Raw genomic sequence first — 18324 nt, 5'->3', positions numbered from 1 at the left:
CATGCACTGTCTTGTCACGGGAAAATGACAGGATGGATGAATATGAAGGCACCTGCAAAAACCTCGCTTGATGAGAACGAGAAGAAGCTGGTCGATCAGTCGAAGACGCTGGAAGGCTTTACCCATCGCGAACTGACCGAACTGGCCCGCCAGTTGCGAAGCCGCCGCGAGCGGATTTTGCGCATGATCCGTGGCCGTAAACGCGAAGCCCGCAAGCAGGGCGCGTTGAGCCCCGATACAGGCGCGCATGACAAGAAGGCAGAGCTGGTCGCCGCCATCGAGCGTGTGTACGCGGCGCTGGACGCCCGTACCCATGCCAATAGAGGGGCCATGCCTACGGCCAAGCCGAAAAACGCGCCCAAGGATACCGCCAAGAAGTCTGCCGATGCGAAAGCGGACGATAAACCTGCCAAAAAGAGCGCGGCTGCGGCGGCTAAAAAGCCAGCCGCTAAAAAATCAGCCTCAAAATAAGCGGCCCTGACTTTGGCTGCGCCGTGCGGCCTTGACCTTACGGTCAGGGTCGCGCACCCCTCGGCTATGACCGAGGTAAAGATCTGCGGGCTGACGACGCCCGAAACGCTTGAAGCGGCCCTTGCGGGGGGCGCGGCCTATGTCGGGGCGGTGATCTTTCCCAAGAGCCCGCGCCATATAGAGCCGGAAACCGCCGCCGAGCTGTTTGCGATGGCCCGGGGTCGTGCAGCGGTGGTGGCCGTGGTGGTCGATCCCGATGATGCGCTGCTGGGCCGTATCGCCACCGCTTTGATGCCCGACTTTATTCAACTGCATGGCAATGAAACACCGCAAAGGGCCGCCGAGGTGCGCGCTCTGACCGGAGCCAAGATCATCAAGGCCCTGCCGATCCGCGAAGAGGCAGATTTTGCAGATGTACCGGTATGGGCCGAGGTCGCCGATATTCTACTGTTCGATGCCAAGCCGCCCAAGGGCGCTGATCTGCCCGGAGGGGTGGGGCACAGTTTTGACTGGTCGCTGATGGCCAATCGCACGCTTCCGGCAAGATGGTTCCTCGCAGGCGGCTTGGATGGCACCAATCTAGGTGAAGCCTTGCGCATAACGGGTGCATCTATGGTGGATGTCTCCTCTGGCGTTGAAAGCGCACCGGGTGTTAAGGACATCACCCTGATCCGGAAGTTTCTGGATGCAGCCCGCCAAACTCCGGCCTGACCGCCCTGATTTCGTCGTCTTCCTCCCTGTAGATTGCTGCCGTGAACGCACCTTTGAAAAACACCTATGCATGGCCCGATGAGCAGGGCCGTTTCGGCCCCTATGGCGGACGTTTCGTGCCCGAGACCTTGATGCCGCTGATCCACGAACTGGATGCAGCCTATAAGGCCGCCAAGGCGGACCCGAGCTTCCAAGAAGAGCTGGACGGCTATCTGAAATATTATGTGGGCCGCGAAAGCCCGCTGTATCATGCCGAACGCCTGACCGAGCATTTCGGCGGCGCGCGAGTATGGCTCAAGCGCGAGGACCTGAACCACACAGGCGCACACAAGATCAATAACTGCATGGGCCAGATTCTGCTGGCCCGCCGCATGGGCAAGACCCGCATCATCGCCGAAACCGGCGCAGGCCAGCACGGCGTGGCCTCGGCCACGGTCTGTGCGCGTTTTGGTCTGCCCTGTACCGTCTATATGGGCGCTGTGGACGTTGAGCGTCAGCAGCCGAACGTCTTCCGCATGAAGCTTTTGGGGGCCGAGGTGAACGCCGTGACGGCGGGCGCTGCGACCCTGAAAGATGCCATGAACGAGGCCATGCGTGACTGGGTGACCAATGTCGAGGACACATATTACATCATCGGCACGGCGGCAGGTCCGGCTCCGTATCCAGAAATGGTGCGCGATTTCCAGTCGGTGATCGGCAAGGAAATCAAGGCCCAGTCTCTGGCCCAGATGGGGCATCTGCCCAATGCCGTAGTGGCCTGTATCGGTGGCGGCTCCAACGCTATCGGGGCCATGCACCCGTTTGTGAATGACGAGAGCGTACGTCTGATCGGTGTCGAGGCCGCAGGTCATGGTCTGGACGTGGACAACGGCCACGCCGCCTCGCTGAAGGGTGGTCGCCCCGGCGTTCTGCACGGCAACCGTACCTATCTGCTGCAAGACGATGACGGCCAGATCCTCGAAGGCCACTCCATTTCGGCAGGGCTCGACTATCCGGGCATCGGTCCCGAACATGCGTGGTTGAACGATCTGGGTCGCGGCGAGTATCGCTCGACGACCGATGTCGAGGCACTGGAAGCCTTCCAGATGATCTGCAAACTGGAAGGTATTATTCCAGCTCTGGAGCCTTCGCACGCTCTGGCGCGTGCGGGCGAGATTGCCCGCGAAGTCGGCAAGGGCGGCGATATTGTCGTGGTCCTGTCGGGCCGTGGCGACAAGGACATCTTTACCGTCGCCAAACATCTTGGTGTGGAGCTTTAATCCGATGCTGGTTTCCCTGATGACTGCGAGCCTGATGCTGGCCGCACAAGACGCACCTGTGACGACCGCACCGCCGGTGGCGGACGCTTCGGTGGCGATCCCGTCCGATCTTCCGGTGCTGGCTCCGGCTGTTGTTTCGGCAGATTGTGGTGGGCTTTTGAAGGCTGCGGCCTTCTGCGTGACCGCGCGCATGGACCAGACCGGCGGCGTGGCCGAGGCCTATCTGGCGCATCTGGAACAACAGGGCTGGCTGGCCGCTGACGGTGACGACAACCGCGTCATTCTGGTCAAGCGCCGCGAGGCCGGTGGCTGTGACGGTCTGCAAATGGTCGCCTTCTACGACACCACCAAGCCGCAAGCCGCAGAGGCTCCGGCCTTCCTCGGCTTTGCCACCATTCCCGGCGATGTCTGCGCTGCGCCTGATGCAGGGGCCTCACAGTGACAACTGCGCGTATTGATGCCCGTTTTGCCAAGCTGAAAGCTGAAAACCGCGCCGGTTTTGTGCCGTTTGTGATGACGGGCGATCCCAGCCGCGAAGAGGCGCTGGAAATCCTCAAGGGCCTGCCCGAGGCCGGTGCCGATATTATCGAGGTGGGTCTGGCCTTCTCCGATCCGATGGCCGAGGGACCGCCCGTTCAACGTGCGGCCCAGCGCGGCCTGAAGGCGGGCATGACCCTGCGTGGCACCATGGATCTGGTGGCCGAGTTCCGCAAAAACGATCAGGACACGCCGGTGATCCTGATGGGCTATCTGAACCCTGTTGAATCCTACGGCTATGCGCGCTTTGCCAAGGAAGCAGCCGAGGCGGGCATTGATGGCCTGATCTCGGTGGACTGCCCGCCGGAAGAAGCGGCTGATCTGGCTGCCGCCATGGATAGCGAAAACCTGTCGCTGATCCGTCTGGCCACGCCGACCTCGGACGATGCGCGCCTCGAAGTGATCGCACGCGGCACCTCGGGCTTTATCTATTACGTCTCGGTGGCCGGTGTGACCGGTGTGAAAGAAGCACAGGCCGCCTCGGTTGCCCCTGCCGTGATGCGCGTTCGCAAGGCCGCAGGTCTTCCGGTTGCTGTCGGCTTCGGCATCAAGACGCCCGAGCGTGCCGCCGAAATCGCCCGTGTATCGGATGCGGTGGTGGTGGGTTCTGCCCTTGTCGACGAGGTCGCCGCCGCCCTTGAGGCCGGAGAGCCCGCTGCGCCGCGTGTACTGGCCAAGGTACGCGCCCTTTCTGATGCAGTTCGTAATGCACGTAACTAGTGCTTCCGTGACGGAAACCGTTTAAACAGCGCCCATGGTCGATAAGAATTCCGAAAACAAAGCCCGCGGTGGCTGGCTTTCGCGCCTTTCCCCCGGTGTCCGCAAAGTGGTCAAAACCACGGACACGCCTGATAACCTGTGGGTGAAAGATCCCGATACGGGCGATATGATCTATCGCTCGGATCTGGAGGCTGCGTTGTGGGTGACGCCGTCTGGCCGTCACATGCGTATCAATGCCCCGACGCGCCTGAAGGCGACGTTTGATGGTGGCAAATACGAATCCATCGCCACGCCCGAAGTGCCCGAAGATCCGCTGAACTTCTCGGACGGCAAGCCGTACAAGGAACGTCTGGCCGCTGCCCGTAAGGCCGCCGGTCGTCCCGACACCATGGCTATCGGCTATGGCACGCTGGACGGCACGCCCGCCGTGGTCATCGTTCAGGACTTCACCTTTATGGGTGGTTCGCTGGGCATGGCTGCGGGTGAAGCTTTCATCACCGCGGCGCAGGAAGCTGTGAAACGCGGTGTGCCGCTGGTCTGCTTCACCGCCGCCGGTGGTGCCCGAATGCAGGAAGGTGCGCTGTCGCTGATGCAGATGGCCCGTACCACGCTGGCCATTCAGGACCTCAAAGCCAACCAGCTTCCCTATGCTGTGGTGCTGACCGACCCGACCACGGGCGGTGTGACGGCATCCTATGCCATGCTGGGCGATGTGCATCTGGCCGAGCCGGGGGCCCTGATCGGCTTTGCCGGTCCGCGCGTGATCGAAACCACCATCCGCGAGAAACTGCCGCCGGGCTTCCAGCGCGCTGAATACCTCAAGGAAAAAGGCATGGTCGACAAGGTTGTGACCCGTCACGACCTGCCGGAAACACTGGGCCGTATCCTGTCCATCCTGATGGATGGCAAGCGCAAGGCCGCTTAAGGCCGATACGAAAGGCGTGGCCTTGGACCCTATTTCTGAACGTCTCAAGGCCCGCCACCCCCAGCGCATAGACCTGTCGCTGGGCCGGATGCAGGCTTTGTGCGCGGCTCTGGGCAATCCCCAGAACCGCCTGCCGCCCGTCATCCATGTGGCGGGCACCAATGGCAAGGGATCGACGGTTTCGTTGATCCGCGCCATTGCCGAGGCGGCGGGTCTCAAGGTCCACACCTATACCTCGCCGCATCTGGTGCGTTTTAACGAGCGTATACGTCTGGCCGGAAAGCTGATTTCCGACGCACAACTGAACGAAATCCTCGACCGCGTCGAAGCGGCTATGGAGGCGACAGGCGGTCAGGCCACCGTGTTTGAAAGCACGACGGCAGCCGGTTTTGTCGCCATGTCCGAAACGCCTGCTGATCTGGCCATTATCGAGGTGGGTCTGGGCGGTGTTCTGGATGCCACCAATGTCATCGAGCGCCCGCTGTTGAGCGTCATTACGCCGGTGGACCTCGACCATGCCGAGTTTCTTGGCACCGATCTGGCCGGTGTCGCCCGCGAGAAGGCGGGTATTATCAAGGCCGGCGCGCGCGGTATTATTGCCCGCCAGTCCGAACCGGCCATGGCGGAGATCGAGCGCCGCGCCCAGGACGTCGGCTCGCCGCTGACGGTGGCGGGTGTCGATTTTGACAGTTTTGCCGAGCGCGGCGGTCTGGCCTATCAGGACCAGACCCGTTTCCTTGATCTTCCGGCCCCTGCGCTTTCGGGCAACCACCAGTTCGACAATGCGGGCGTCGCCATTGCTGTCGCGCTGGAACTGGACCTGTCCGAAGAGGCGATTGCCGCAGGTTTGAAATCGGTATTCTGGCCTGCGCGAATGCAACGTCTGACCTCGGGGCCCTATGCCGAACAGGCCAAGGCCATGGATGCCGAGCTGTGGCTGGATGGCGGACACAATCCGCATGCGGCCCGTGCGCTGGCGCGGGTGCTGGCAGACCGCCAGAGCCGCGCTCCGCGCCCGACTGTGCTGATTGTCGGTATGCTGGGCAATAAGGATGCGGGCGGTTTCTTTGAAGCCTTGAAGGGCATCGAAACCAAGGTCATCGCCGTGCCGTTCGGCGGAGCCTGTGCCGCGCCGCAAACCCTTGCCGCTGTGGCGCAAGGCTGCGGGTTCGAGGCCGAGGCGGCAAGTACGATGACAGAGGCCATGGACCGTGCCGAGGCACTGGGCGTGGGCCGTATCGTGATCTGCGGCAGTCTTTATCTGGCGGGCGAGGTTCTGGGGGCATCGTCCGAAACCTGGCCGGTTTAGGTATCAGGCACTAAAAAGGGCGGCCCGTTGGAGCCGCCCTTTTTGTTTTTATTCGACGCCGGCTTCGGTCAGCCATTCGACGATCTTGCCCTTGGGCATGGGACCGACCTTCATGGCGGTCATCTGGCCGTCTTTGAACAGCATCAGGGTCGGGATGCCTTTGACGCCCAGTTTGGACGGGGTCATCGGGCTGTCGTCGATGTTCATCTTGGCGATGGTCACCTTGTCACCGATTTCGTCCGACAGCTGTTCCAGAGCCGGACCGATCTGTTTGCACGGACCGCACCACTCGGCCCAGAAGTCCAGCAGGACCGGCTTTTCAGCCTTCAGGACGTCGGTTTCAAAGCTGTCGTCAGTGACCTTGAGCGTGGCCATAATCGTCTCTTTCATCTGTGTGGGCGCGGTCAAGATATGGACCTTGGCCGCGCCGCTTCCCCTGTGATGTGGGGCAGTTTTATCCGTTAATCAATGGCGCTCAGCTCAGCGAGGCCATCAGGACATCGTTTGTGACCGGCATCAGCTTGGGCCCGTCCGTCCACACCAGTGCCGCCTCGACCGGACGGTCAGGATAAAGCTGGCGCAGCACGGCGGCATAGACAGCCAACTGGGTCAGATAGGCAGGATCGACATCCTCAAGACGGTCTGGCGCGGGCCGGTTGGTCTTATAGTCCACCACCAGAACCCGCTCGGGTGTGATGACCAGACGGTCGATCTGGCCATTGATCTTGACGCCGGGCGGCAGTTCGGGCGCGGTGCCTGTCAGGGCCACTTCGGCGCGTGATCCGGCCCCGAACACAGGGGCAAAGCGGGCATCGTCCAGCACGCTGAAAGCCGCTTCGATCATTTCTGACCTCTGGGCATCATCCAGATCGATTTCCTTGGACAGCAGGCGCTGGGCGGCCTCGCGGCGCGTGGCGGGCGCGATATCGGGCAGGCGTTCCAGAAGGCGGTGGACTAGATCACCGCGACGGAAACGGCCCAGAGCCGCCCCGCCGCTGGGGGCCATGGCCAACGGTGACGGCGCCGGAATACGCTTCTTGCCTTCCATCTGTGACGGGGCCGAAAAACGCGCTGTCGCATCGGCGGGGGCGGGATCGGCCAGCCATGCGGGCAGGGCCACAGGCTTGGCCGACAAACGCTGCTCGGGAGGCATCGGGGGGGGGCAAGGTGCCCATACGCGCGCGGCCATCACCGTCGGTCGAGACGTGTCCGGCCTCGGCGGCGGTCAGGAAGGTCTGTTGCAGAATGTCCCACCACGAGCCTTCCTGATAGCCGGTCTTGCTCTTGAGGCCGCGCCCCATAATGACCAGACGGTCGCGGGCGCGGGTCAGGGCCACATACAACAGACGCAAGGATTCCTCGTCGGTGCGGGCCTCGCGCAGTTCACGTGCGGCCTTGGAGGCTTCGCAGTCCTCGTCCTTGCGCGGACACATCAGCCAGACCTCGCCCGCATCACCGGCAGGGGTTGGCATCAGGCGCGGACCCTGCGGTTTGGCCTTGGAAGTGGTGTCCGGCAAGATAACGACAGGGGCCTCAAGGCCTTTGGAGCCGTGGACGGTCATCACGCGCACCTCGTTGCGCGCACCCTCCATCTCGCGTTTCACCTCGACGGCGCTCTGTTCCAGCATCCGCAGGCAGGTTTCCAGATCATGCCCGCCGCGCTCCTCGGCGTTCAGAATCTGGGCGAGGGTTTCGTCGATGGCCTCCTCGGCCTCGCGGCCCATGCGGTCCACGATCCGGCCCCGACCCGAGCGACCGTCCTCGAACACATGGTTCAAAGCCGTCGAGAAGAAGGTGAAGGGATCACCGGCACTGGCGGCCAGCAGACGCTGCAACAGGGCATTGGCCTCGCGCCATTGCGGGTGCTCGTCCTTGCGGGCCTGCAAGGCACCCCACAGGCTTTGCCTGCCGCGTGTGCCGGTCTCGGCCAGATGATACAGATCATGCGGTTCGCCAAAGTCCGGCACATCGCAGAACGGACTGCGCAAGATTTCCGCCAGCGACAGGTCGTCGGACGGGAACAGGGCAAAGCGGGCCAGAGCCAGCAGGTCGTCAAAGACGATATGCTCGTCCAGTTTCAGACGGTCGGCCCCCGCAACCGGCACGCCTTCCATCTTCAGGGCGCGGATGATTTCTTCGAACGTGGCATCGCGGCGGCGCACCAGCACCAGATAATCGCCATAGCGGGCAGGGCGATAATAGGGGCCACTTTGCTTGTTAAAATCCCAGATGCCGGAGCCATTGGCCACCTGATCGCGGATTTCGCGCGCCAGCGCCCGCGCCAGTTTCTTGCGCCCGCTGGCCTCGCTCTCCTGATCGACAGGAGCAGACCAAGCCTGTTTTTCGACCTTTTCAGGGTCGGTAAACAGGGGCCACAGTTCGACACATCCAGCCTGTCCGTCCCGCGCGGGAAGGTGGGGCGGAATATCCGCCTCGGCCCCGACCAGAGCGCGGGCGCGCTCGGGATGGTCAAACACCGCATCCACATATTCCAGCACATCGCGGGTGGAGCGGAACGAGGTGTTCAGGTCCACTGGCAGGAAGCTGCGCCCGACATTGAGGGCGCGGGTTTCATACTGTTTGGCCTCTTGGCGCAGGCGCTCGGGGCGGGCCCCCTGGAACGAATAGATCGACTGTTTTTCGTCACCGACGACAAAGACGGTGCGTTCGATACTGCGCTCGCGCTCTGTGCCGTCACCGGCATAAAAGCTCTCGGTCAGGGCGCGCATGATCTGCCACTGTTCGGGGGCGGTATCCTGCGCCTCGTCGATCAGCACATGCTCGATCCCGCCATCCAGCTTGTAGAGTACCCATGCCGCATCGGTGCGCTGGGTCAGCAGTTCGGCAGTGCGCCCGACCAGATCGGTAAAGTCCAGCGCCGCCGCCTCGGCCTTGTGGCTTTCATAAAAGGCACGGTGAACGCGGGCCAGCGCCAGCAGATGCTCGGTCTCTTCGGCCACCTTGACGGCAAACAGGCGGTTGCGGGTGGCGACGAACTTGTCCTGAAGTGTGGTCAGAAAATCAGCCGTGGCGGGCGGGATTTTCGCGGTCGCCATCTTGGCGCGCGGTGTGCCCGTCGTGGTCAGGAACACCGCTTCCAGAGCCTCAAACGTCCAGAGGCTTTGTGCCGCCCGCATGGCGAGGGCGACCTTGTTGTCATTGGCTCCGCCGGTTTCCATGACGGCGGCGGCATCGCGCCATTCCTCAATGGAGAGATAGCGCATGAACGCGTCGGCTATCTCTGCGGCAGAATGTTCGCCTGCGCCGGTCACTTCGCGTGGCGACGGTGCCGCACCCGAAGTGATGTTGTCCATATAGTTGCCAAGGCTCTCGCGCTTGGTCTCGATCACGCCCAGCAGGTCGTTGAAGCTGGCGAAATCCAGTGCCACGGCAAAATGGGCATAGGCCCGCCCGACAGGGCCATCGGCATGGGCCAGCGCATAGCGGGCCAGCTCGTCGCGTGCAGCGTTCGACAACTGCACGGCGGCCTGATCCTCCAGCACCTTGAAGGCGGGCGTGACACCCGCTTCCAGCGGGAAGCGGCGCAGCAGTTTTTCGCAAAAGGCGTGGATGGTCTGGATTTTCAGACCGCCGGGCGTTTCCAGCGCGCGGGCAAACAGGCGACGTGCATCGGACAGATCGCTCTGGTCCAGATCATCGGGATTACGCCCGTCCAGCGCCGCCAGCGAGCGGGCCAGAACGCGGTCGTCGGCCACGGCCCATTCGCCCAGTTTTTCAAACAGGCGGGACTGCATTTCCGAGGCCGCAGCCTTGGTATAGGTCACACACAAAATCTCGCCGGGGGCGACCCGTTTCAGCAGCAGACGCGCCACGCGGTTGACCAGTGTGGTGGTCTTGCCCGAACCGGCATTGGCGGTCACAAAAATGGACAGGTCGGGATTGGCCGCCGTGGACTGGCTGGCGCGGGCGGCCTCGACCGGAGACAGGTCAGATGTCGGGGTGATGATCTCGGTCATGGCTTATTCCCCCTCGTCATTATTCTCGGCCCCGCCGACGACCATCCATTCCCACACACGGGCCAGATGGTCGTAATTGCCACCATAATTGCCCATGAACTGGGGCGCTTCCCACGACACATAGGCACGGGACGGATCGTCATAGAGGGCGACGGCTTCTTGCAGCCGTTCGAACTCGGTCGCGCTGATCTGGGCGGCGCAGGCGCTGTTGGACTTGCTCGGCTGCGAGACGTCGGACAGCTTGCCGCCTTCGCCGCGCCCGATGACCCGCACATAGATCAGCTGGGTCGGGTCGACCGGATTGCCAAACCCGCCCGCAGCCAGAATGGCGCCGGTCAAAGGCAGCTGCGGTGCAAAGCCCTGAAGAACCTGTGTCTGGCTGGAAGGGGCACCGGTTTTGAAATCGATAATGGCACCGCCCTCGGCATCCAGCTCGATCCGGTCGGCCTTGGCCGTGACCTTGAACGGACCGGCAGGACCGTCAAAGGTCAGCGCCCCGCTCTGTTCGACCAGTATCTCGATGCCCCGTGCGCGACGCTCGCGCTCGAAGCCGGCCAGCCAACCGGCACTGATGCGGCTGAGAGGTACTTCGCGCGCCATGGCGGCATCCTCGAAGCCTTCGTCGCGCAGGGCTTCCTGAATGAAGATCGCCAGTTGCTGCTCGAAATCGTCGGGCAGGGCATAGGGGTAAAGCGCCGTTGCCTTTTCGATGGCGGCATGGATGGCGGTGCCGCGCTTCATGGCCTCGGCAGGCTCGCCCGGACGGTCCAGCTTTTTCAGACCCAGAATGCGCTGGGCATAGATGGCATAGGGATCACGCACCCAGCGCTCGACACTGGTGACGGGCAGTTCGCGCGGGCGGCGCGCAACCGGCGGGGTCGGGGCGGGGCGCTTGGCATAGGCAGGTGTGTCGCGCAGCGGCGCGTCCAAGGCCCGCGTCCAGTCGGCAATATGGTCGGGCGTGGCCAGCTTGACGGGGGTGGCGTCGCTGTCGGCCCCGCGTGTCAGCATGTCGAGGCGCCACAGCCAGCGCGAGCGCACAGCGGGCTGCCCCCTGCGGCGCTCGCAGTGGACAAGGATGGCATTGGGCGCACAGGCGGCCTGCACAAAATCCTGTGCGCTCTGGCCGATGCGGCGTTCGGGTGGCGGCAGGCCCAGCGCGTTTCGCATCGGGCGCGACAGGAAGGGATCGACCGGCGCACCTTGCGGCCAGACGCCTTCTTCCAGTCCTGCGAGGATCATCACATCGGCCCGCACCAGACGCGCCTCGATAGCGCCCAGAATACGTAAAGACGGATGGGTGGCCCCGCCGGTACGCACGACCGCGTCGGCCAGAAGTCCCTGCACCAGTTCGACCAGATCGCTGGCACTGACAGCCCCCAGCGCCGCGCCGCCCTGAATGAGGTTGGACAACAGGCTGGCGGCCTGTTCGCCATCGGGACCAGCCCAGGCATTCTGTCCGGCCAGAGCCTCGACCAGAGCCGTCAGGGCGCGGGCGGCTTGATCCAGTCCGAGGGTATCCGAGGCGGAAAATGGCGCACGGTCAATGGCATTGAGCGCCTCCAGTCGCTCGACAAACGCGACCAGTTTGCGGGTACGCTCGGCCTGTTGGGCCTTGTCGTTGTCACTGGCATCACCGCGCGGTTGGCGTTTGAGCAGATAGGCTTTCAGCCGTTGCAGATCGCCATGCTCGGAGGTTCGTAGACCATAGCGTTCCAGTGCGCGGGCAAGGGCCTCGCTGTCCTCGCCTTCCAGTTCCACCAGCGGGTGTTTTAGCAAGCCCAGCAGGGTTTGCGGATGGGCAGGTTTTTCGATCCAGCGGGCGGCCAGTTCGAGCAGCGTACCGGCGGGCATACGGTTCAGAGCCAGACCTGCCGAGGCGTCGGCTGTAATCCCCCAGCGCTGCAAACGGGCCTGAACGCGACGGCCCAGTTCCTGATCGGGGGTGACAAGGGCGCAGGTCTTGCCATGGGTGTTCAACGTCTCGCGCATCATCAGTGCGATGGCGGCGGCGGCTTCTTCTTCGTGGCGCAGGGGCAGGATACTTAAGCCGTCCAGCCCTTCCCTGATCGGATCAAGACCGGTATCGGCGGCGCGGGCGCGCAGGTCGGAAATGGCGATCCGCCAGTCCCCTGTGGCATCGGCAGGGCGCAGGGCTTCGTTCAACAGACGTTGGCGTGCCATACCCTTTTGAAGAACATCAACGGCCAGTTCGGGGCGGTACCATTCGCGCACCTGATGGCGCTCAATCGCGTGGCGTTCCAGCAGACGTTTCAGCGCCCGTTGCGGATGTTGTTCGTTGTCCTGTGTGATCTGTTCCCAGACCTTTTCCTCAAGGTCGAGATCAAGGCCGGGCATGACCACACAGCCTTGCGGCGCGCGCGCAACCGCTCCCAGAACATCGGCGGCAGCGGGGACTGTGCCGGTGGAACCGGCGACGATCACCGGCTGGGTCGGGGGTTCTTTGTCCCACAGTTCGGCCAGGCGGCGCAGCAGGGTGGCCTTGCGCCACGACGGGTCAACCAGCCCCATTTCCTTCAGGCGGGCGGGCCATTTTTCGACCCCGATGGCCAGAAATTCGGCGGACCCTTGCCAGTGGGCGGCCATCTCGCCTTCGACCAGACCGGCAACAAGACCCGGATCGGGCACTTCTTCCAGTTGGCAGGAATCCAGAAAACGGCCCAGCGCATCGGCAAGGTCCAGCGCCTGAACAGGGCGCAGGTCGCTGTCGTAGTGGCGGGTTACCAGCTTGGCCAGTTCGAACCGGCGTGTCAGGGCGGGGATGGCGGGCGGCAGGTCCAGCCCCAGTGCGCCCGGCGTAAACGGTGGCTCGTCTTCCTCGAGGTCTCCCAGCGGGCGCACCTGCGGCAACAGGACAGGTGTGTCTGCCGACAGCTTGGACAGGGCTGCCGTAAAGGCCCGCGCCGCGCGGCGGTTGGGCAACAGGATGGTGGCGTCCGACAGCTCTTCGGGCGGGCGCTCCCCCAGCCAGTTCAGAACACCGGCGGCCAGATCTTCCAGAAACGGACGATGGGCAGCAATGGCATACCAGCGCGGGGCGCTCCCCGAAAACGGATCAAATGTCATGCCTGCCCCCAGTTAAGTTTCAGTCTTGCGCGGCCAGCTTGGCCTCGGCTTCGTTGCGCGCCTGCGGATCGCCGACATGCATCCAGTCGCCGTCCATGACGGTGCCGAACAGCCGTCCGTTCTGCGCCGATGCCCGCCACAGGGGGCTGAGCGAAAAGGCCCCGTCGGGTCCATTATCGGCATAGGTCGGGCGGGTGATGTGGACGCCCATATAGGCAAACGGCACGGACGGGCGATCGCCACGGAAGGCAAGCTGGCCAGCCTCGTCGCGAGAGAAGTCGCCATGGCCCTCGAAGCCGATGGAGCCTTCACGGCGGGCCAGCAAAAGGGCGGCATCCATTGTCTGCGGATTCCACAGACGCACCAGATCACCCAGTGCATCGCCACGGTCGATCCAGACGCTGTCGATATTGGCGACAAATACCGGATCATCGCCCAGCAGAGGCTTGGCTTTTTTCAGGCCGCCGCCGGTTTCCAGCAGCGCTTCGCGTTCATTGGAAATGATGATGCGAATGTCGCCGCGCTTGGACAGATGCTGTTCCAGCCGGTCGGCGAACCAGTGGACATTGACCACAGCCGTCTCGACACCAACCGCCACCAACCGATCCAGCACATGGTCGATCAGGGCGCGGCCACCGACCTCGACCAGCGCCTTGGGGCGATCATTGGTCAGGGGGCGCATACGGGTGCCAAGCCCTGCGGCCAGCACCATTGCGGTCTTGGGAGCGGTCATTGGCGCACCTCTGCGGGAACGTATTTGTCGAACCATGCGGCGACGCTCGCCAGTGCGGGTTGCTCGAGATTGCGGTTCAGATGAGCCCACATGCGCGGCAGGAACTGGGCATAGCGAGGCTTGCCATCACGCGCGATCAGACGGGCAAAGATGCCGATGATGCGCGCTTCGTTGAGGGCAGCAAGGCCCGCATAGCTGGCCATGAAGGCGGCGCGGTCCACCGAGGGGCGCAGGGCAAAATAGTGGTCCAGTGCCTTGGCTTCCAGCGCGGGCGACACATCGCGACGGGCATCCTGAAGCAGGGAGTGCAGGTCCCAGCTGGGGTGGGCGATCACGGCGTCCTGAAAATCGATCATGCCGACGCGGGCACCGCCTGTGCGACCCGACAGCCAGATCAGGTTTTCGGCGTGATAGTCGCGGTGCGCCATCACCAATGCGCCCTCGGCACCGGCTTTCACAACAGGCGCCCAAGCGGTGTGCCACTCGGCCATGGCGACATCATCGAATGAAACGCGGCTATCGTATTTGGGCAGCCATTCGACGAACAGGTCTGCCCCGCCCTGAAGTGCGACTTCGTCATAGACCAGCATAGGCCAGTCGCCCGCAGACCCTTTAAGGCTGGCAGGCGGCATGCCGGCTTCATGCAGGGTGACCAGAGCCTCGATAGCCGCCAGATAGAGAGGCTCTTCGTCGGCCCCCTGTTCGATCACGCGGGCAAACAGGTCATCGCCAAAGTCCTCGATCAGGGCGAGGCCATGGGCCACGTCCAGAACCGGAATGGCGGGTGCCGACAGGCCAAGGCGGTTCAGATGTTCGGCCACCGCGACAAAGGCTTCGATCCGCCCTGCCGACAGACGGGCAATGGCGTTCCAGCCTTGGGCGTGGCGCTCCTTGGCGCTCCATGCCGGATCGCAGGGCTGGCTCTCGAAGGCGGGGGGCTGGTCCATCAGCATGTAGCGGCGGCCATCGCGGGCGATGATGCGCTCATAGCGGCGCGTCGAGGCATCGCCCGGCAGCGGATGACGCTCGGCGTCCGACAGGCCGGCCTTTGCCAGCAGGGCCAGTTTCAGGTTTTCGCGCTCAGAGGCCAAGGTCATTACTCAACTCTTTCCACCGCCCTGCGCCAGATACGGTCGCAAGTCGGGATGGGCCCTCTTCGGCGAGGGTAATGGTCAAAATATCGGGGCCGAGAAAACGGGCGGGGTCATCCCCCAGCCGCTCGGGCCATTCGATCAGAACGCAGCCGTCATCCAGAGCCTCGTCCAGACCGATCTCCCACGCTTCTTCCGGATCATTGAGGCGATAGAGGTCGAAATGCGCGACAGGTGGCTCGCTCTCGTAGAACTGTACGAGGGTAAAGGTCGGACTGGGCACATCCTCGTCCGGCGAGGTCAGGGCGCGGATCAGACCACGCGCCAGTGTCGACTTGCCCATGCCCAGCGGGCCGTACAGCAGGACGGAATCACCCGCCTGAAGCAAGGGGGCAAGGGTTTGGCCAAGACGGGTGGTCGCCTCGGCATCGGCGAGATGCAGTTTCATGCTTTAAAGGGGGCGTTCGGCTGGGCGGCAAGTTGCCGCTCGATATAGGTCTTTAGCTGTAGGGTGGCGCGGTCTGCGTCAACATCCAACTGTGCGGGCAGGACAGGTTTTGCGAAAGTCAGCGAAAAACGCTGGCCTTCCTTGTTTAGCAATTCATGGAACAGGGTCACGTCGCGAAGCTCGCGCGAGACCTTGTCGAACAGATGGAACAGGCGGCTGGTCGGGCCGGTCAGATGCACCGGCACTATGGCGGCACTGTGCTTGCGGGCCAGAGACACTGCCGAGCTTTCCCAAGGTTCGTCCACCAGAACGCCTTGCTCGACGCGGGCCAGACGACCGGCCGGAAACATCACCACACACCGCTCGTCGGCAAAGGCCTGTTTGGCGACATTCAGGGTGTTGCGGGTCTTGTCGCGGGTGCGTTTGGCATGGACCCATTCTACCGGAATAATCGTCTCAAGCAGTCGCGGGGCAACGCGCAGGGCATCGGCATTGGCAAAGAAGATGGCATCCTGCCTCACCGCGCGGATAGCGTCATACATGGCCACACCGTCGGCAATACCGGTCGGGTGGTTGCACACAATCACACAGCGGCCGGTGGCGGGCAGATTTTCCAGCCCTGTCGTCGTAACATCCAGATGCAGCAGGTTCGAGACATAGGCGAGGGCCTCGTCGCCCGACAGCGGCTGCATGGCATCGGCCATGGCCACAGCCTTGGGATAGCCCAGCAAGCTGTACAGAACAGGTCGCACCATCGGCCATGCCCATGACCCCGTCAGGCGCGGGGCACGCTCGGCGATCAGCACATCGATAATATGGGCGGCATTTATGCTCATGGTCTGTTTGTCGCTTTAGTCGCAGCCGCGGGCAAGCATCTTGCGTGCTGTCGGCTTCTGCTTACACAGTTCGGCTGTGTTTTATCTGAGGGGGCAGGCTTCGATGCGTGCAAAATGGATGATGGCGACCGCAGCGGTGGCCTTGCTGGGTATGGCTGCGCCGGTTTGGGCACAGTCCGGCGCGGCACCACAGGCCGTGGCGGCACCGGCCGCAACCAGCCACACGGTGGCGGGCGGTCTGGACCTCAAGACGCTGGTGACGATGGACCGTGTGTCCTCGCCGGTTCTGTCTCCCGATGGCAAGCGCGTGGTCTATGGCGTGAGCAGTGTCGACTATGACGCCAACAAATCGGCCTCTTCGCTGTGGCTGGCCAGTGTGGATGGCAGTTTTGAGCCGCGCAAACTGGCTGTGTCCGAAGGTGGAGCCTCAAGCCCGGAATGGTCGGCGGATGGCCGATCCATCTATTTCACCTCCTCGCGCGGCGGCTCCAATCAGGTGTGGCGCACCGATGCCGATGGTAATGCCGCCGCTCAGGTGACCAGCCTGCCGGTCGGCGTCTCGGGCTTCCGCCTGTCGCCGGATAACCGGTCTTTGATCCTCGGCATTTCGGTCTTTGCCGATTGCGACACTCTGGAATGCACCAAGACGCGCAGCGATAGCGCCGCCAAGGACACCCAGACCGTCTATGACCAGATGCCCTTGCGCGTATTTGACCGCTGGAGCGATAAAAAGAACGGCCATCTGTGGGTGCAGCCGCTGAACACGTCGGGTCTTTCCGAGGGAACAGCCCGCAGCCTGACGCAAGGTCTGGATGCCGATTTCGGTGTGGGTGGTATCGAGTTTGCCCGTGACGGTTCGCTGCTGGTCTCGACCAAGCTGCTGGGTGATCGCAATGCCTTTACCAATAATAACGACCTTTACCGCCTGTCCCTGACGGGGGCGGCTCCGGTCAATCTGACGCAGGGCCATACCGGACCGGACTATAATCCGGTGCTGTCGCCCGATGGGCGCCGTCTGGCCTGGCTGGCCAGTCCGCGCGAGAATGTCGGCGGTGATCAGCCTGTGGTCATGGTCGGTGATGCCGACGGCAAGAATGCCCGCGCCCTGACACGCTGGGATCGCGGTCCGGGTGATCTGACATGGCGTACGGACGGCCGTGCGCTTTATGCGACCGCTGCCGATCAAGGCCAGAACCGCCTGTTCGAGATTGACGCCCGTACCGGCGCGGTTCGTAACCTGACGGATATCGGCATGGTCAACGCATATGACGAGCGCGCAGGCACTGTGGTCTATGCGCTGGAAAGCTTTACCTCGCCGACCCAGCTGTTCGTGCAAAAGGGCGGCGAAACCCGCCAGATCACCCGTCATAATGCCGAGGCTCTGGCCACGATCCGCCCGTCACGTCCCGATGAAATCCGCTTTGCCGGATGGAATGGCGAGGAGACGCATGGCTGGGTGTTCAAACCGGCCAACTATGTCGAGGGCCAAAAATATCCGACCGTCTATCTGATCCACGGCGGACCGAAATCGCCATGGACCGAAAGCTGGTCCTACCGCTGGAACCCGCAGGTCTATACCGGCGCAGGCTATGCGGTGGTGATGATCAATTTCCACGGCTCGCCCGGCTATGGTCAGGCCTTTACCGATGCGATCAACTCGAATTGGGGCACCCGCCCGCTGGAAGACCTGCAAAAGGGTTGGGAAGCAGCGGTCGCGGGTAACAGTTTCATCGACAGCAACCGCGCATGTGCGCTGGGCGCGTCCTATGGCGGCTATATGGTCAATATGATCGCCGGCAAGTGGAACGAGCCGTGGCAGTGTCTGGTGAACCATGCGGGCGTGTTCGACGTGCCTCAACTGATGAACGCCATGGATATCGGTACCTTCATCCACGAGTTCGAGGGCGCGACATGGGATCGCAAGGACGTCTATGACGCCCAGAACCCCGAAACCTATGCCGGTAACTGGAAGAAGCCGATGCTGGTCCTGCACGGTTCGCGCGATTTCCGTGTGCCGATGGAGCAGGGTCTGGCCACCTTCTCGGCACTCCAGCGTCTGGATATCGACAGCCGCTTTGTCCACGTTCCCAATGCCAACCACTGGGTGCTGGAGCCGAAGGCGTGGGTGAACTGGCAGCAGGAAATCCTCGACTGGACAGCCAAATACACCGGCCCTTCACGTTAATCTGAGGTTTGCGGGCGGCGCATCGGGTGTTAGGC

General features: G+C 63.1%; 16 protein-coding genes. 8 read left to right on the top strand and 8 right to left on the bottom strand.

Annotation, left to right across the window (positions count from 1 at the left end; all coding sequences use genetic code 11):
• Positions 1-42: 42 nt before the first annotated feature.
• From RSB01_RS02545 to RSB01_RS02515, 7 genes are all read left to right on the top strand, one after another.
• Positions 43-471 carry a hypothetical protein gene (locus RSB01_RS02545; protein ID WP_332590092.1) on the top strand — a complete coding sequence of 143 codons (429 nt, stop codon included), beginning with the start codon at positions 43-45 and terminating at the stop codon, positions 469-471.
• Positions 472-537: 66 nt separating this feature from the next.
• Positions 538-1182: a phosphoribosylanthranilate isomerase gene (locus RSB01_RS02540; protein ID WP_332590091.1), complete on the top strand. Its 645-nt coding sequence runs from the start codon at positions 538-540 to the stop codon at positions 1180-1182.
• A gap of 41 nt (positions 1183-1223) precedes the next feature.
• Positions 1224-2441 carry a tryptophan synthase subunit beta gene (gene trpB / locus RSB01_RS02535; RefSeq protein WP_332590090.1) on the top strand — a complete coding sequence of 406 codons (1218 nt, stop codon included), beginning with the start codon at positions 1224-1226 and terminating at the stop codon, positions 2439-2441.
• Between the two features lie 19 nt (positions 2442-2460).
• Positions 2461-2883, top strand: a complete 423-nt coding sequence (locus RSB01_RS02530) for a hypothetical protein (protein ID WP_332625037.1) — start codon at positions 2461-2463, stop codon at positions 2881-2883.
• Positions 2880-3698, top strand: a complete 819-nt coding sequence (gene trpA, locus RSB01_RS02525; RefSeq protein ID WP_332590088.1) for a tryptophan synthase subunit alpha — start codon at positions 2880-2882, stop codon at positions 3696-3698. Before RSB01_RS02530 ends, trpA begins: the two co-directional genes overlap by 4 nt.
• Positions 3699-3732: 34 nt before the next feature.
• On the top strand, positions 3733-4623 hold the full coding sequence (locus tag RSB01_RS02520; protein WP_332590087.1) for an acetyl-CoA carboxylase carboxyltransferase subunit beta: 891 nt from the start codon (positions 3733-3735) through the stop codon (positions 4621-4623).
• 22 nt (positions 4624-4645) lie between these two features.
• Positions 4646-5932 (top strand): folylpolyglutamate synthase/dihydrofolate synthase family protein, encoded by a 1287-nt coding sequence (locus tag RSB01_RS02515; RefSeq protein ID WP_332590086.1) that lies wholly within the window; start codon positions 4646-4648, stop codon positions 5930-5932.
• 48 nt (positions 5933-5980) lie between these two features.
• Here the strand turns inward: RSB01_RS02515 and trxA are convergent, their stop codons facing one another.
• From trxA to RSB01_RS02475, 8 genes are all read right to left on the bottom strand, one after another.
• Positions 5981-6307 (bottom strand): thioredoxin, encoded by a 327-nt coding sequence (gene trxA, locus RSB01_RS02510; protein WP_332590085.1) that lies wholly within the window; start codon positions 6305-6307, stop codon positions 5981-5983.
• Between the two features lie 100 nt (positions 6308-6407).
• The gene (locus RSB01_RS02505) at positions 6408-6938 is read right to left on the bottom strand and encodes a PD-(D/E)XK nuclease family protein (protein ID WP_332625044.1); all 531 of its coding nucleotides are present in this window, start codon (positions 6936-6938) and stop codon (positions 6408-6410) included.
• The gene (gene addA / locus RSB01_RS02500; RefSeq protein ID WP_332625035.1) at positions 6892-9909 is read right to left on the bottom strand and encodes a double-strand break repair helicase AddA; all 3018 of its coding nucleotides are present in this window, start codon (positions 9907-9909) and stop codon (positions 6892-6894) included. The genes RSB01_RS02505 and addA overlap by 47 nt, the downstream gene beginning before the upstream one ends.
• Before the next feature lie 3 nt (positions 9910-9912).
• Complete coding sequence (addB, locus tag RSB01_RS02495) at positions 9913-12996, bottom strand: double-strand break repair protein AddB (RefSeq protein WP_332625033.1); 3084 nt, start codon at positions 12994-12996, stop codon at positions 9913-9915.
• Positions 12997-13015: 19 nt separating this feature from the next.
• The gene (locus tag RSB01_RS02490) at positions 13016-13729 is read right to left on the bottom strand and encodes an N-acetylmuramate alpha-1-phosphate uridylyltransferase MurU (protein ID WP_332619365.1); all 714 of its coding nucleotides are present in this window, start codon (positions 13727-13729) and stop codon (positions 13016-13018) included.
• The gene (gene amgK / locus RSB01_RS02485; RefSeq protein ID WP_332591542.1) at positions 13726-14826 is read right to left on the bottom strand and encodes an N-acetylmuramate/N-acetylglucosamine kinase AmgK; all 1101 of its coding nucleotides are present in this window, start codon (positions 14824-14826) and stop codon (positions 13726-13728) included. Before amgK ends, RSB01_RS02490 begins: the two co-directional genes overlap by 4 nt.
• A complete protein-coding gene (gene tsaE, locus RSB01_RS02480) occupies positions 14810-15268 on the bottom strand; it encodes a tRNA (adenosine(37)-N6)-threonylcarbamoyltransferase complex ATPase subunit type 1 TsaE (RefSeq protein ID WP_332591541.1) in 459 nt (152 codons plus the stop codon). The genes amgK and tsaE overlap by 17 nt, the downstream gene beginning before the upstream one ends.
• The gene (locus RSB01_RS02475) at positions 15265-16104 is read right to left on the bottom strand and encodes a 1-acyl-sn-glycerol-3-phosphate acyltransferase (RefSeq protein WP_332591540.1); all 840 of its coding nucleotides are present in this window, start codon (positions 16102-16104) and stop codon (positions 15265-15267) included. Before RSB01_RS02475 ends, tsaE begins: the two co-directional genes overlap by 4 nt.
• Positions 16105-16207: 103 nt before the next feature.
• On the opposite strand from RSB01_RS02475, the gene RSB01_RS02470 reads away from it, so the two are divergent.
• Positions 16208-18289, top strand: coding sequence for a S9 family peptidase (locus RSB01_RS02470; RefSeq protein WP_332619364.1), 2082 nt, complete (start codon positions 16208-16210; stop codon positions 18287-18289).
• Positions 18290-18324 lie beyond the last annotated feature (35 nt).

It is taken from the genome of Brevundimonas sp. (assembly GCF_036659295.1).
Taxonomy (GTDB): Bacteria; Pseudomonadota; Alphaproteobacteria; order Caulobacterales; family Caulobacteraceae; genus Brevundimonas.
The sequence above is the reverse complement of the archived record's forward strand: the minus strand, read 5'-3'. Positions and strand labels throughout refer to the sequence as shown.

Coding starts and splice junctions, on each gene's coding strand:
- RSB01_RS02545 (WP_332590092.1), top strand. CDS start 43: ATGAAGGCACCTGCAAAAACCTCGCTTGATGAGAACGAGAAGAAGCTG.
- addB (WP_332625033.1), bottom strand. CDS start 12,996: ATGACATTTGATCCGTTTTCGGGGAGCGCCCCGCGCTGGTATGCCATT.
- trxA (WP_332590085.1), bottom strand. CDS start 6,307: ATGGCCACGCTCAAGGTCACTGACGACAGCTTTGAAACCGACGTCCTG.
- addA (WP_332625035.1), bottom strand. CDS start 9,909: ATGACCGAGATCATCACCCCGACATCTGACCTGTCTCCGGTCGAGGCC.
- RSB01_RS02470 (WP_332619364.1), top strand. CDS start 16,208: ATGCGTGCAAAATGGATGATGGCGACCGCAGCGGTGGCCTTGCTGGGT.
- RSB01_RS02505 (WP_332625044.1), bottom strand. CDS start 6,938: ATGGCCCCCAGCGGCGGGGCGGCTCTGGGCCGTTTCCGTCGCGGTGAT.
- RSB01_RS02475 (WP_332591540.1), bottom strand. CDS start 16,104: ATGAGCATAAATGCCGCCCATATTATCGATGTGCTGATCGCCGAGCGT.
- RSB01_RS02490 (WP_332619365.1), bottom strand. CDS start 13,729: ATGACCGCTCCCAAGACCGCAATGGTGCTGGCCGCAGGGCTTGGCACC.
- amgK (WP_332591542.1), bottom strand. CDS start 14,826: ATGACCTTGGCCTCTGAGCGCGAAAACCTGAAACTGGCCCTGCTGGCA.
- tsaE (WP_332591541.1), bottom strand. CDS start 15,268: ATGAAACTGCATCTCGCCGATGCCGAGGCGACCACCCGTCTTGGCCAA.
- RSB01_RS02520 (WP_332590087.1), top strand. CDS start 3,733: ATGGTCGATAAGAATTCCGAAAACAAAGCCCGCGGTGGCTGGCTTTCG.
- RSB01_RS02540 (WP_332590091.1), top strand. CDS start 538: ATGACCGAGGTAAAGATCTGCGGGCTGACGACGCCCGAAACGCTTGAA.
- RSB01_RS02530 (WP_332625037.1), top strand. CDS start 2,461: ATGACTGCGAGCCTGATGCTGGCCGCACAAGACGCACCTGTGACGACC.